The 13,973-nt window shown below is 59.5% G+C and carries 15 protein-coding genes; 5 read left to right on the top strand and 10 right to left on the bottom strand.

Annotation, left to right across the window (positions count from 1 at the left end; translation table 11 throughout):
• Positions 1–97: 97 nt before the first annotated feature.
• Positions 98–724 (bottom strand): hydrolase, encoded by a 627-nt coding sequence (locus M2401_RS26200; protein ID WP_259107764.1) that lies wholly within the window; start codon positions 722–724, stop codon positions 98–100.
• Between the two features lie 189 nt (positions 725–913).
• On the opposite strand from M2401_RS26200, the gene M2401_RS26195 reads away from it, so the two are divergent.
• On the top strand, positions 914–1,807 hold the full coding sequence (locus M2401_RS26195) for a LysR family transcriptional regulator (RefSeq protein ID WP_259107762.1): 894 nt from the start codon (positions 914–916) through the stop codon (positions 1,805–1,807).
• A 23-nt stretch (positions 1,808–1,830) separates the two neighbouring features.
• Here the strand turns inward: M2401_RS26195 and M2401_RS26190 are convergent, their stop codons facing one another.
• From M2401_RS26190 to M2401_RS26165, 6 genes are all read right to left on the bottom strand, one after another.
• On the bottom strand, positions 1,831–2,307 hold the full coding sequence (locus tag M2401_RS26190) for a nuclear transport factor 2 family protein (RefSeq protein ID WP_259107759.1): 477 nt from the start codon (positions 2,305–2,307) through the stop codon (positions 1,831–1,833).
• A gap of 46 nt (positions 2,308–2,353) precedes the next feature.
• On the bottom strand, positions 2,354–4,414 hold the full coding sequence (locus M2401_RS26185) for a pyridoxamine 5'-phosphate oxidase family protein (RefSeq protein ID WP_259107757.1): 2,061 nt from the start codon (positions 4,412–4,414) through the stop codon (positions 2,354–2,356).
• A 47-nt stretch (positions 4,415–4,461) separates the two neighbouring features.
• A complete protein-coding gene (locus tag M2401_RS26180) occupies positions 4,462–5,091 on the bottom strand; it encodes a glutathione S-transferase family protein (protein ID WP_259107754.1) in 630 nt (209 codons plus the stop codon).
• A gap of 157 nt (positions 5,092–5,248) precedes the next feature.
• On the bottom strand, positions 5,249–6,151 hold the full coding sequence (locus tag M2401_RS26175; RefSeq protein ID WP_259107752.1) for a LysR substrate-binding domain-containing protein: 903 nt from the start codon (positions 6,149–6,151) through the stop codon (positions 5,249–5,251).
• Between the two features lie 3 nt (positions 6,152–6,154).
• Positions 6,155–7,069: a LysR family transcriptional regulator gene (locus M2401_RS26170; protein ID WP_259107749.1), complete on the bottom strand. Its 915-nt coding sequence runs from the start codon at positions 7,067–7,069 to the stop codon at positions 6,155–6,157.
• 63 nt (positions 7,070–7,132) lie between these two features.
• A complete protein-coding gene (locus M2401_RS26165; protein ID WP_259107747.1) occupies positions 7,133–7,585 on the bottom strand; it encodes a helix-turn-helix domain-containing protein in 453 nt (150 codons plus the stop codon).
• A gap of 159 nt (positions 7,586–7,744) precedes the next feature.
• Between M2401_RS26165 and M2401_RS26160 the strand changes: the two genes are divergently transcribed.
• Genes M2401_RS26160 through M2401_RS26150 form a run of 3 tightly spaced genes read left to right on the top strand, consistent with a single transcriptional unit; the run spans position 7,745 to position 10,055 of the window.
• A complete protein-coding gene (locus M2401_RS26160; protein ID WP_259107745.1) occupies positions 7,745–8,380 on the top strand; it encodes an NADPH-dependent F420 reductase in 636 nt (211 codons plus the stop codon).
• Between the two features lie 50 nt (positions 8,381–8,430).
• A complete protein-coding gene (locus tag M2401_RS26155; protein WP_259107743.1) occupies positions 8,431–9,390 on the top strand; it encodes an SDR family oxidoreductase in 960 nt (319 codons plus the stop codon).
• Between the two features lie 44 nt (positions 9,391–9,434).
• Positions 9,435–10,055 (top strand): NADPH-dependent F420 reductase, encoded by a 621-nt coding sequence (locus M2401_RS26150; protein ID WP_259107741.1) that lies wholly within the window; start codon positions 9,435–9,437, stop codon positions 10,053–10,055.
• Positions 10,056–10,212: 157 nt separating this feature from the next.
• Here M2401_RS26150 and M2401_RS26145 read toward each other — a convergent pair whose 3' ends face one another.
• A complete protein-coding gene (locus tag M2401_RS26145; RefSeq protein WP_259107739.1) occupies positions 10,213–10,512 on the bottom strand; it encodes a hypothetical protein in 300 nt (99 codons plus the stop codon).
• A 69-nt stretch (positions 10,513–10,581) separates the two neighbouring features.
• Positions 10,582–11,505: an ATP-binding protein gene (locus M2401_RS26140; RefSeq protein WP_409033985.1), complete on the bottom strand. Its 924-nt coding sequence runs from the start codon at positions 11,503–11,505 to the stop codon at positions 10,582–10,584.
• Positions 11,506–11,586: 81 nt separating this feature from the next.
• On the opposite strand from M2401_RS26140, the gene M2401_RS26135 reads away from it, so the two are divergent.
• Complete coding sequence (locus M2401_RS26135) at positions 11,587–12,357, top strand: helix-turn-helix transcriptional regulator (RefSeq protein WP_259107735.1); 771 nt, start codon at positions 11,587–11,589, stop codon at positions 12,355–12,357.
• 267 nt (positions 12,358–12,624) lie between these two features.
• On the opposite strand, the gene lhgO is transcribed toward M2401_RS26135, so the two are convergent.
• Entirely contained in the window at positions 12,625–13,818 is a 1,194-nt protein-coding gene (gene lhgO, locus M2401_RS26130) for an L-2-hydroxyglutarate oxidase (RefSeq protein WP_259107733.1), read from the bottom strand.
• Positions 13,819–13,973: the final 155 nt, after the last annotated feature.

Below are 13,973 nucleotides of genomic sequence, written 5' to 3'. Positions count from 1 at the left end.
ACAATCAGGCTAAAGAAAAGTGAAAGGTAGCGCCTGCCTGCGCAAGCGCCACCCCCATCCAGCTTCAAGCTATTTGAAGGAAATCTGGCCGCGGTTCTTAAACGGCCTTCTCCGCATTAAACCCATCGGCATTTTCAAACACGCCCATGAAACCGGCGACAGTCGATTCCCGCGCCCAGTCGCGCTGAAGCTCGCAGTACATCTGCACTCGACTGATCAGCTTCGCGCCCGCCTGTTCGATTCGGCGCAGCGCCATCTCGTGCGCAGCAACGGATGTACCACCGACCGCGTCGACCGGTACATAAACCTCGTAGCCTTCCTGGATCGCGTCGAGTACCGGGAAGGTCAGGCAGGCTTCAGTCCAGAGTGCGGTCATGATCAGTTTGCGGCGACCGAGCGCCTTGACCGCCTGTTTGAACTCGGTGTCCTCCCAACTGTTGATCGAGGTGCGATCAAAGGTCGGCAGATGACCGAGCAGGTCCTGCAGTTCCCGAATCGGCGGCTTATTGCGGCCGGTGGCGACGTTGACAGTCGAATGAATGATCGGAAGGTTGTAGTTGAGGGCCGCCTTGGCGACGCTGGCGATGTTGAAGACCAACTCTTCCCGGGGCATCGAGCGGATCGAGGAGACCTGGATCGGCTGGTAGTCGATGATGATCAGCGCCGAATTTTCGGGCGACAAGAGTTGGTCGGTATGGGGGTTGCGGATAACTTCGCTAGCCATTTGCTGGTCCTGTTCTTGGTGGGGATGCACACGCACAGGCGACACCGCTGGGACGACGCCTGGACTGATGGTGTCCGGGAGATAGGCGCCAAAGGCGAGATCACCAGGAAGCAGGATTGTGCTGTTCCCATACTCGACGCAGTAGTAGCATCTCGCGACTAGCTGTGTTGCGAAATGAGGAACACCGACATGGATATCGAAGAGCTGCAAACATTCGTGGAAGTGGCTGATGCCGGCGGGGTCTCGGCAGCAGCACTGCGGCTGGGGGTGTCCAAATCAATCGTCAGCCGCAGGCTCGCCAGGCTGGAAACGGAGCTGGGCATTCAGCTACTGGCCCGCACCACCCGCGGCGCAGCGCTGACGGAAGCCGGGGCTACGTTCCGCGACTATGCCGCCAGGGTCTGCGCCGAGATCGAGGTCGCGAGGGAAACCATCCTGCCCAGCGGTGCCCTGCGCGGTCGTTTGCGGATCGCTGTGCCGCTGTCGTTCGGCCCTCAATTCGCGCCCATGCTTGCGCAATGGGCGATTCACCACCCCGAACTGCAGATCCAGACCTGCTATAGCGATCGCTTCGTCGATCTCATCGCGGAGGGTTTCGATTGCGCGATCCGGGTTGGCTATCTGCAAGACTCCAACCTGATCGCCAGGTGCATCGGCCCGTCTTATACCCGGCTCGTCGCAAGCCCCGACTATATAAAGGCCCATGGAGCGCCGGAGTCGCCGGAGCAAATCACCGCCCATGAAGCCCTTATGCAGGGCACCGAAACCTGGCAATTCATGGACGGCGACAAAGTCGTTTCGGTGCGTGCGCAGGGGCGCTTCAAGGCCGACAATGGCACGGCGCTGGTCGCCGCCGCAACAGCAGGACTGGGCATCGCTTACCTGCCCGCCTGGCTCACGGATGAGGGTGTGGCCAGTGGCGCGCTCGTGCCCATCATGACCCGTTACCTGCCACCGCAGGCGGGCGCCTACGTCATCCGCCCGCCCGGCTCGCATCCCGCGCGCAAGATACGCGTTCTGACGGAGTTCCTGATCGAGGCTTTCGACCAGTCGCCACATTTTGCGGGGGCCGCGCGGGTTTGATCAGGTGGCCCCGGCCGGTCGATCTACAGTCCCAATACCGATAACCCCGGATGGTCATCAGGACGACGCCCCAGTGGCCAGAGGAATTTACGCTCGGACTCTTTGATGGGCAGGTCGTTGATACAGGCAAATCGATGGGCCATCAGGCCATTGTCGGCAAACTCCCAGTTCTCGTTGCCGTATGAGCGAAACCAGTTACCGGAGTCATCGTGCCATTCATAGGCATAGCGCACGGCAATTCGACTGTCGGTGAACGCCCAAAGCTCCTTTATCAAGCGGTACTCGAGTTCCTTGTTCCATTTGCGCTGCAGAAACGCCTGGGCCTGCTCACGGCTGCTGGCGAACTCCGCGCGGTTGCGCCATTGGGTATCCGGGGTATAGGCCAGGGCCACTTTCGCCGCATCGCGACTGTTCCAGCCGTCTTCGGCAAGGCGGACTTTCAGAATGGCTGTTTCACGGGTGAAAGGCGGCACAGGTTGGCGTATTTCAGGGGTCGACATAAGGCTTGCTCCCGGTAGTTGAAGGACGTCCATGCAGAAACAGTTGCTAGAGATCGAGGACCAAAGGCTGCACCCCCTCCTCATGCTCCGCCGGGACGGCGCAGCAGATCAGTACCGTATCGGCATCCGGCATTTGCGCCGGAGGATTGGGGTAATGGACCTTGCCGCTGACCAGACGGGTCTTGCAGGTGCCGCAGGAACCTCCCCGGCAACTGAAGTCCGGGTTAAGGCCACGGCTTTCCGCCAGTTCCAGCAGGCTGCCAGCCCCCGGCGTCCAGCGTGCATCCTTGGCCGATGTGGCGAAATACACCGGCACGGGCGTCGTAGCGGCAGGCGGCTGAATCAGCGGGGTCTCCTGCTCGACCGCCAGGCGTTGCAACGTCGACGGACCAAACGCTTCGGCATGAATGCGCTCATCGCTAATGTTCAGCCCCCGCAGCCCGTCATACATGGCCTGGAGGAAAGTCGCGGGCCCGCACAGGTAAAAGTCGTAGTCATCGAGCGGCAAGCGAGCCTTGAGCCGGGCAAAATCCAGACGACCAATGATTTCGAAGTCCCGGCCAGCAACGGCCTCGGCCTCAGGACTGCTCAAGGCACGGTGGATATGCACCGACTCAGGGTCACGCTGTTGCAGTTCGACGAGCTCCGCCTGAAACGGCAGATCCTCCAGGGTCCGGGCGCTCTGGAACAGATGGATCGGGCGGTGCCGCTGATGCTGGAGATTTTGCGCAATCAGTTCCCGGAACATGGAAACCAGCGGCGTGATACCGACGCCTGCGCCGATCAGCACTACCGGGCGTTCAGTTTCTTCTGCGAGGGTAAAACTGCCCAATGGCGGGCGCACCTCCAGAATGTCTCCCACTCGCACAGTGTCATGCAAATGATGTGACGCGGGGCCCTGGGCCTTGACGCTGATACGGATGTGTCCATCCGACGGCGCGCTGGAGACGCTGTAGGTCCTGATCAGCGCTGACGCATCGCCGCTGCGCAACAGACGTATCGGCAGATGCTGGCCGGGGACGAAGGCAACGGTAGCGTTGTCCTGCGGCTGGAGATAGAACGAGCGAATGTCCTTGCTCTCCTGTTCTATACGCGTCACCTGCCAGGGATGCCATTGCCGACGCTGCTCGCGCTCGCGCAGCAGCGCGTCCGCCTCGACCCAGGTGCCGGTGGCCAGGCTGGTCGGTGCATAATCATGAAACTCCCAGCGCAGCGATACCGCCGCCGGGCGCAGCACCACCTGCTCGACCTCGAAGGTCCAGAGGCGCTCGGCACCTTCGAATGCCTTGATCATCGGGCTGTCCAGAATCAGCTCGGTGCGCCCGCAGAGTTGCAGCACGTCCCCGTTGCTGAAATCGACGAACAGCAGCCCGGCCAAGGCGTTGACCTGTAAGTTGCCCAAGGTGTTGAAAAACAGATTGCCGGCATAGTCAGGAATGGTCAGACGGTTGCCTTCGACTTTGACAAATCCGGGCCGCCCGCCCCGATGCGATACGTCCACCGAGCGCTGTTGCGGGTCATGGTCAAAGTAACTGGCGACAAAAAACGTATCGGCCGCACTAATCAGCGCCGCGGTCCGCTCATTCAGGGCAGTGAAGTCCTGGCGTGGGGCCCGCCCTTGCATCAGCTCAGGGAAACGTTGGCAGGTCCTCGCCTGAATATATTTGGGGCAGTTGCCGTAGGAGTGCTCGACCATGACCGAGAGGCCATGGGCAGAAGCCTGGTCAATCACGCCGTTGATACGATTGCGGCGCCGGGTGTGCAACTCAATGCCGAGCAAGCCGATGGCCTGGCCCGCTTGCAGCCCGGCCATGGCAGGGTCCTGTTCGTCGGCATGTGCAGCCAACAGCAACTGCTGCGGATCGGGCGATGTGACAAAGCCTTCCGGCCCTTCGAGCAAGGTCGCCCAAGGCCGTTGTTGTGGGTCTACGGCGCCGACGATCATGAAGGGCAATTGATGGTAGAACTCGCGATGCTGATCGGGCATGTAGCTGCGGATAACCTTTTGCCCGATCACCTCCATCCGCTCGGATACGCTGTGGAGTTCCTGAAGTATGCGCTCCCCGGCATGCCAGGGAGAGCGACGGTGCTTGGGCAGAGTGTCCATGGAGCGCTCCTTGAGACGGATGCAGGTGAGCCCGACAGCAGGCCGACTCAGTTGCCCTGCAGGCCTGCGGCGGTACGTTGCATGGGCACGAAACCGGGCAATGCCTCGACCTTTTCCAGCCAGGCGCGCACGTTCGGGTAGGCCGCCAGCGACACGTTGCCTTCCGGAGCATGGGCGATATAGGTATAGCTGGACACATCAGCCACTGTCGGAGCATCACCGGCCAGGAACGCCGTTTGCGCCAGCTCGTTGTCCATCACTTTGAGCAAGGCGTGAGATTTCGCAATGACGCTTTCGGCATTCAACGCCGCGCCGAAAACGGTGATCAGCCGTGCCGCCGCAGGGCCGCCAGCAATCTCGCCAGCGGCAACCGAGAGCCAGCGCTGGACTCGTGCAGCGGCAAGGGGTTCATCAGGTAGCCAACTACCGTCACCGTACTTCTTCGCCAGATAGACCAGGATGGCGTTGGAGTCGCTGAGGACCGTGCCATCGTCATCAATGACCGGCACCTGCCCGAAAGGGTTGATTGCGAGGAATTCCGGCTGCTTGTGGGCACCTTTGGCCAGATCGACAAAGATCCGCTCAGTGGGCAGCTTCAGTAATGCGAGCATCAGTTCGACGCGATGGGAATGGCCTGAAAGGGTGTGGCGATAGAGTTTGATGGCTGGCTGCGTCATGGTCCTGGCTCCTGCTCTGACTGGGGGGCGGCAGCGCAGAAATCAATCCGTATTGGCCTCCTTGCGCTGGGTGCAGATGCTGCACCTCTCACCCGCCGGGCAGAATCACCAACCTGAGCAATGGATAATTTCGTTTAGCAAAAGAGTGCACTCTGCGTTACCCGACAAACGCCGGATGGCTGCGCAGTATTGGCGTGGCGAAGGCGATGAAGGTCCGTATCCGGGCATCGGCGCGGCGACCGTCGCGGTAAATCAATTGCGCCGGCAGGGCATGGCTGGCAAAGGCGCTCAACACCGGTTCGAGCAGTCCAGCCTGTAACTCATGATGGGCCTCGTAGGTCATGCAACGAATCAACCCCAGCCCCAGGGTTGCAGCGTGTATGGCCCCACGCGTAGTGGTACAAGTCAGGACGGGGTCAGGCTTGATGACGCAGGTACAACCTTCGCGGCAGAAGCGCCACTCACTCTCCGGGCCTGCGGCAGTGGTCATCACCGTTCGGTGGGTCTTGAGGTCTGCAGGTATCTCTGGGCGGCCCCACGTTGCCAGATAAGCTGGAGCGCCACACACAACCGGTCTCATCATGCCCAGCGGCACGGCGAACCCCGACGAGCTCGGCAAATGCCCGACCACCAGGGCGACATCAATGCCTTCATCCAGAAGTTTCGGCGCGCCAGTGCACGTCCTGATGACCAGTTGCACATCGGGAAATTCAGCCAGGTAGGCCAGCGCTGTTGGCGTGAATACAGCCTGATCCATCGCCAACGGTAACGACACGACCAATTGCCCGGCCGGGCTGCCATGTATGCCTGCTGCGGAGCGTTCGGCCATGTCGACCTGCTCCAGGATATGGCGACAACTCACAGCGAACTGCTCACCGGCCTCACTTAGCTGAATGCCGCGTGGTCCGCGAATCAGCAGCCTGTTGCTCAAGCGTGTTTCCAGCGACGCGACGGTACGCATGACGGTCGCTGGCGACAGCTCCAGTTGCCGGGCTGCAGCGGCAAGACTGCCCGCCTGCGCCACGGCTTCGAAGGTGCGCATTTCACGATAACGGCTCATGAACTAGGCCGTCGGGACCGCATGCAGGGCCGGGTTTTCGAGGAACCGGCTCGAGCAATAGTCAACGAAGGTGCGTACCTTGGCAGAGACCCGCTTGCTGCCCTGATACAGCACATGCACGGGCAACGGGGTTGTTTCGAATGCACCCAGGACGATCTCCAGTTCGCCCTTGGAAACCAGTTCGGCGACCTGATAGGACAACACTCGCGTGAAGCCCCAACCCATGCGTGCGGCATTGATCGCGGCCTGATTGGAACTGACGGTCAGACGTGGCTTGGGGTGCAGGGTGATGGCGTTTCCCGCGACGTCGAACTGCCAGTCAGTCAGCAGGCCACTGGCAGATGACATCACAACAGGCGCCTCCAAAACTTCCTCCGGCGCCGTCGGCCTGCCGACCCGATCGAGAAAACCGGGTGCAGCACAGACCACCGGGCGGATTTGCCCGACCCGGATGGCCTGCAGGCCATTGTCGGGCAATTGACCGATGCGGATGGCAACGTCCACCCCCTCGTCAAGCATGTTCACCACACGATCCACCAAGAGTGCGTTGATGACGACCTCAGGATGCAGCACCAGGTACTCCGTCATCAGCGGGATCAAAAACAACTCGCCGAACATCACCGATGCCGTGACCGTCAGGTTACCCCGCGCTCGAATGCTGCTGCCGGTGGCAAGCTCCTCGGCCTCTTCCAGATCCTGCAGAATGCGCCGGCAATCCTCCACATAACGCCGACCCGCCTCGGTCAGACGCAGGCTGCGTGTGCTACGTGCAAGGAGCAGCGTGCCCAGGCGATTTTCCAGGCCCGCGATGACCCGCGTCACACTGGGCGCCGACATACCCAGCAGCTTGGCCCCGGCGGCAAAGCTGTCCGCCTCGGCGACGGCCAGCAGTACTTTCATCTCCTGAAACCTGTCCATGATCACCGTCCGGCTGCAATAACTTATCCAGTGGCAAGCAGCGTAGCCCGTCTGCCGCCCGGCTCATCCGTTGCCGTCAGGGAACAGGCACCCGCCGCTGCGCACCAGCGCCCTCACCTCCTCGCTCACCTCTATCGGGTTTTGACTGAGGCGGGCAAAGAATTCCTGGCTGTGCCGTACGTACGACTGCGAATCGTATTTCCCGCTCCAGAGCACGATGTTGAGCACAATGGGGATGAGGTCCAGGCCCTTTTCGGTCAGGCTGTAGAAGTCCTTGCGCCCGTCGTCCGGGCTCGGCGCCTTCGAGAGAACACCTTGCTCCTCAAGAAAGGCCAGGCGCGAAGCCAGGACATTGGTGGCAATGCCCTCCTCCGACTTCAGGAACTGGCCATAGGTCTTTTTGCCGACGAACACGATGTCGCGAATGATCAACAGCGACCAGCGATCGCCAAAGATCTCCACGCCGTAATTCACCGCGCAATGGGAGCGGATGTCTTTTTTGGCTGTTGTCTTCATGGGCGGATCTTAGCATCGCTTGTGTATCGCAAGTAAATTTCAATTTTTTACTTGTTTTTTGCAAGTTATATGCTCAGCATGGACCCTACTGAGCGAGATCGCCGATATGGCGTCGGCATCCCTGCACTGTTTAACCCTCTGCCAAACAAGGACCCGCACATGAGCACAATCAGCATCATCGGCTCAGGTGGCATGGCCGCGGCAATAGGCGGCCTTGCCGCTGGCGCCGGATATACCGTCGAGATCGTGAGTCGTGATGCCAGCAAGGCGCAGGCACTGGCTGACGAGATCGGAAGCAACGCGACGACAGGGATATTCGGCGCGTTACCGGCAGGAGACATCGTCATTCTGGCGGTGCCTTACTCCGCCGTTCTCGACGTGGTGAAGCAATACGGCGAACAACTCGCAGGCAAGCTGATCGTCGATATCACCAATCCCGTGGGCCCCGACCTCAAAAGCCTTGTGACGCCCGAGGGCAACTCCGGCACCCGGGAAATCGTCAAAGTCGCCCCTGCCACAGCTCAGGTCGTCAAAGCGTTCAATAGTCAGTTCTCCCACGTACTGGCTGCCAGCGCCGTCAAACAGCACCCGCTCGACGTGTTCATTGCAGGGGACGATGCACAGGCAAAAGCCCGTATCGCAGCATTTGTCGAACGCCTCGGGATGCGCCCGATGGACGCCGGGGCGTTGGATATGGCCTGCGCCCTTGAGCATGTCTGCCTGCTATCACTGGGCCTCGTCACCCACTCCGTCATGCACACACGGTTCTCAATCGGCGTCAGCCTGCTCGGTTGAGCACCCTATAGCCCCTCCCCCAACACTACTCACACACTTGGAGCACCAACATGCATGTATTCGTCACTGGCGGCACCGGCCACGCCGGTTCACACGTCATCCCTGAACTTATCGCCGCCGGACATGAGGTCACCGGCCTGGCCCGCTCGGACGAGGCTGCGGCCGCACTGTCCGCACTCGGAGCAAAAGCACGCATTGGGAGCCTGGAAGACCTGGATGGGCTCAAGGCTGCGGCGCGGGAGTCAGACGGCGTCATACACCTGGCGTACCGCGCAGAACTGCTGCCCTCCGGCGGACTCGACGCCTTGTGCGAGTCGGAGCTGGCCATCGTGCTCGCATTCGGCGAGGCCATGGCGGGCACCGGCAAGCCGCTGGTCGTAGCGGGCAGCATCGGCGCGCCGACCAATCCAGGTCGGGCAGCGCCGTTCAGCCTCGGCCGCCTGGCAACCGAGCAAGACCCCGCCTTGGCGGGGGGCCCCGCGCACAGAGGCACGCTGCGCGCCCGCAATGCCGTGGAAATTGCCGTGCTCGGCCTTGCCGAACAGGGCGTGCGGTCTTCGGTCGTAAGGATTGCGCCCATCGCACACAGTGCGACGGATCGGGCCGGCTTTCTGCAGCAGTTGATAGGGGTTGCCAAGGCTAAAGGCTACGTCGGCTACCCCGGCGCGGGCGATAACCGGTGGTCCGCGGTGCACATACGCGACCTGTCTTCCTTATTCCGCCTGGCCCTGGAAAAGAGCCCGGCAGGCAAGGCGTGGCACGCGGTTGGTGATCAGGCCATCGCGCTGCGACAGATCGCCGAGGCCATCGCCCTGCGCCTGGACCTTCCCGCAGTAAGCATCCCCGCTGACGAGTTGATGATACCGGGCTACTTCGGCTTCCTCGCGGCTGTGGTTTCGCTGGACCTCTCGGCATCCAACGACATCACACGCCAGACACTCGGCTGGAACCCCTCGCAACCTGGTCTTTTCGACGATTTCAATAACGGCCACTACTTCCCGGTTCGCTGAACCGAGGGACGTCGGGCAATAACCCACTCAGGAGAACAGTGCAGATGAGCACTATCAGTATCATAGGTTCAGGCGCCATGGCCGCAGCCATAGGCGGTCGTACCGCCAACGCGGGATATGTCGTCGAGGTGATCAGCCGCGATCCTGCCAAGGCCAGGGCCATGGCGACGCAACTTGCAGGCGCCGCCACCACCGGGACCTATGGCACCGTGCCAACGGGTGACATCGTTATCCTTGCCGTTCCTTATAGCAGCGCTTCGGCGGTAGTGGCTGAATACGGCGACGCGCTCGACGGCAAAGTGATCATTGACATCACCAACCCGTTTACCCCCGACGCTGAAAGTCTGTTAACCCCACAAGGCAGCTCTGCTGCTCAGGAAATCGCCAAGGCGGCCCACACGGGCGCGCATGTGGTGAAGGCATTCAACAGCATCTTTGGCCACGTACTGGCGCGGGGTGGACGCCTCGATGGGTTTTTCGCCGCCGATGATCCTCGGGTCAAGGAACGCGTCGCCACCTACATCGCGAGCCTTGGCATGCGCCCACTCGATGTCGGTGGTCTGCACATGGCGCACACCCTTGAGGCGCTCGGTCTGCTGCTGATGGGCGTAGCGCGAAACGGCGCTGGCAGCTTCAATATCGCCCTGAACGTCGATATCGGCTGAATTCTCGCCCCCTATCCAAAGCGCAACGGAGCAAAGGCACGGCGGCCATCCGACTTCAGGATGGCCGCCGTGCCTTTGTTCTTTTATCGGGTCGCTCAAGCTTGAGGACACTCATGACTGGTCGATGCTCTTTTCTTTCATCAGCGCTTCAGCCCGGCTATTGATGAGTGTTCGCCTCTTCAGCCGGATAAAACTCGCCCTCCTTACCCATCTCCTTCAGCCGTTCGCGCGCGATCAGCTCAACGCTGGCCACTGCGGCTTGATCATCAGGGTTGACCAACTGCAGGCACAGGCGTTGGACATTCTGATCGTGGGTGCCCTCGCTGAGCATTTCGTGGGTGAAGATCTGTTCGCCACGCCATAGGCATAGCTGGGTATGAGTGCCACCGAGCCATATCTCGTTGATGGGTCCAAGGTCAACGGTAGCCAACTGATCCACGGTGATTGTCTTGTCCATTGCGCTGTACCTTACCAATGAGTAGATACCGGTAGAGTTACAGGCACAGCGGGTCGTTCCCAAAGTCGATCATTGCTTCTGAGTGTTGAGTTTCCCGCAATAGTCTCGGGCAAATTGCGATGCGATGCGCCCCGATCGCGATCCTCGTTGGGTGGCCCAGCGGTTCGCATGAATATGCGCTTCTTCAAAGGCTTCCTCCGGCACTCCATAGGTCATCAGCCATTGATTGACGGCATTGATATATTCATCCGGGGAGAAGCTGTAGAAAGAAATCCACAGCCCGAAGCGTTCAGATAAGGAAATCTTTTCCTCAACTTCCTCTCCTGGATGGAGAGCGCCGTCTTCCCCTCGGACTCTGGACAGGTTATCCGATGCTTTTTCGGCAATCAGGTGGCGGCGGTTGGATGTCGCGTAGATCAATGTGTTAGTGGACTGTCCAGTAATCGACCCGTCCAGTACGGTTTTCAAGCGTTTGTAGCCAATCTCACCCTCTTCAAAGGACAGGTCGTCACAGAAGAGAATGAATTTTCCGGGCTGGCTACTGATCAGGTCGATCACCTCGGGCAGGTCACCGATGTGTTCCTTATCGATCTCGATCAGGCGCAGGCCCTGGCCATGGAATTCATTCAGGCAGGCTTTGACCAATGAGGACTTACCCGTGCCTCGGGAACCCGTCAGCAATACGTTGTTTGCAGGCTTCCCGGAAATGAAATTTTGCGTGTTATCTCTGATCAGCCGAGTCTGACGATCCACGTTTTTCAACTGGCGGAAATCTATGAGGCTCGGATGTTTGACCGGCAACAGTACTGCGTGACTAACGCCTTGCTGTGCTCTGTATTGCCATTGATAGGCGATAATGTCGGGTTGCAGCGAGAACTGCCGGCTGACGGGGTAAGCACGTTCGAGCGAGTCGGCAATGCGCTTGAGCTGGTTCAGCATTTCCAGCGAGATCGGGTTCTGAGAGTCGACGAAAGAGTTCACGATGATTAGCACGCAGGCAGGGCAATGAGGCCTTCCATCATGCTAAGTTGGCGATAACCCGTCTAACGCATAAAGGGCACGCATCGTCGAGTTATGGACATTTCCATCTCTGAGACCGCTCGGCAGCATCCAGGCCAAAGCATCTATACCCTGGCCCTCGATCTCTCCAGTGGCACGACCATCAACATCCACCAACATCCGGAGGGGCAGCTCCTTTTTGCGCCTGCGGGCGTCCTGGCTGTGACGACAAACGCCGGTTGCTGGGTGGTACCTGGCGGCCATGGCCTGTGGATTCCTGCGAACGAGCCGCATTGGACACGCACTATCGGCACCTCCAGGATCAGAACTGTCTATCTCAGTGACGAGCGATCAGTGGGCTTGCCCGCTGCCTGTACCCTGTTGGGGATATCGACCTTACTGCAGGAGTTGATTTTTGCCGTCCTGCTCGTGACAGCGCACGACTCACAAGTAAGTCGGAACTATCATTTGATGGCGCTGCTGGTCGAGGAACTGCTGGCCGCGCCCACGAGTTCCAGGCTTTTGCCGATTCCTGGCAGCGACAGGCTGAAAGGCTTGTGCCGTGCAATTTCCGTTAACGCTGCCTTGGACTGGGGTTTGGCGGAGTGTGCACAGTTTCTGGGTATCAATATGAAAACCGTACAGCGCTGGTTTCAGACGGACATGGGCATCAGCTTCGGCGAGTGGCGCAAGCAAATCAGGCTGTTCATTGCTCTTGAAAACCTCGCGCTGGGAAAGAGCGTATTGGAGGTGTCCCTCGACGCCGGCTATTCAAGTCCCAGCGCCTTTTCGTCCATGTTTCGACGCGAGTTCGGTATGTCGCCCAGTGCCTTTCAGAAAGTCTGAAAATATGGGGTGTGCTGGCAACTTGGGCGTTGTACGACATAAGACAGTCTGCAATCGGCCAGGAGCGGCGACCCATGAGCCCCCAATTCTCTCATGGCAGCCGCAGACTTCTCTAGCTACGCCTCCCCAAAAAGGGAATGGCGTAGCTGCTGCCGCTTCTTAATAAGGGGGAGTCAGAATTTATGCACAGCACGCAGGCCGTTTATCCATCGGGCACCATTCTTGTTTAGCTCCTTATAAGTGACGCAATCGAATGCAACATGCCGTTCAGGAACGACTCAGCAGCTTCTCGGCGATCATCTCGCCGATGGGAATCGCTGATGTGGCGGCCGGGGAAGGTGCGTTACAGACATGCAGCGATCGCGGTGTCTGCAGGAAAAGAAAGTCATGAACAAGATCGCCATTGCGCATTACCGCCTGAGCGCGAATGCCAGCTTCGCAGGGCTGGAGATCATCAAGCTCAAGCGAGGGGCAGTATTTACGGCATTGCTCCAAATACCCTTTCTTGAATACTGAGTTCTTCATTTCAGCAATGCCGGAAGCCAGATTCTGGCCGATGGTTTTCCAAAAGCCGGGAAAGCGGCTGTACTCCAGGACGTCCTTGGCATTGAAGGAAAATTTTCGATAGTTCTCACGGGCAAAGCCCAAAACGGCGTTGGGGCCGACCGTGACGCTCCCATCGATCATGCGGGTCAGATGGATGCCAAGGAATGGCAGATCCGGATCGGGCACCGGATAAATCAGGTGCTTGACCATGTCATTTTTTTTCGACGGCAGGCGGTAGTATTCGCCACGAAAAGGCACGATCTGATGGTCAATTTTCAGTCCGGCCAACTTCGCCAGACGGTCTGATTGCAACCCTGCACACACCACCAGTTTCCTGGCGGTCCATGATTCGCCTGGGGACGCTACGGCAACGTGGTCGCCAGTCTCTTGGATCGACACGATCGTCTGCCCTAAGCGGACCTCGCCTCCCGCTGCGGCAATCACTCTAGCCATGGCCTCGCAAACTTTTGTGTAGTCGACGATGCCGGTACTATCGACGAGTAACGCGCCCTGCCCAACGATATTGGCCTCACGCTCGTGCAACTGTGCAGCATTAAGGCGCTGTATATTCAGGCCGTTCTGTCGTGCCCTGACCTCAAGGGCGCTCATCCTTTCCAGCTCGGCGTCACTCGACGCGACCAGCAGCTTGCCGCAAACCTCGAACGCAACGCCGTGCTCTCGGCAAAACGCCTTGGTTGCCTGGGCCCCGCGTTTGCATAGTTCAGCCTTAAGGCTGCCCGGAGCGTAATACACCCCGGCATGAATCACGCCGCTGTTGTGGCCGGTTTGGTGTGTGGCCAGACGTAATTCCTTGTCTACCAGCAACAATGAGGCTGTGGGTTGCAACTCCAAAAGACGCATAGCAGTGGCCAACCCGACAATTCCCCCACCTATGACGCAAAAATCGTAGGTCATTGAACCTCCCACATTTTCTATTTGTAGATCGTGAGACCCATCGGTCTAGAGCTCGTTAAAGCGCACGTGATCGGAATAAAAAGATGATCGCGCATGGCATCCACAGGATCGAATGCTGGAAATCAGACTGCGTTCGACCTTCTTGAAAAAAGAGG

It is taken from the genome of Pseudomonas sp. JUb42 (assembly GCF_024807945.1).
Lineage (GTDB): Bacteria > Pseudomonadota > Gammaproteobacteria > Pseudomonadales > Pseudomonadaceae > Aquipseudomonas.
The sequence above is the reverse complement of the archived record's forward strand: the minus strand, read 5'-3'. Positions and strand labels throughout refer to the sequence as shown.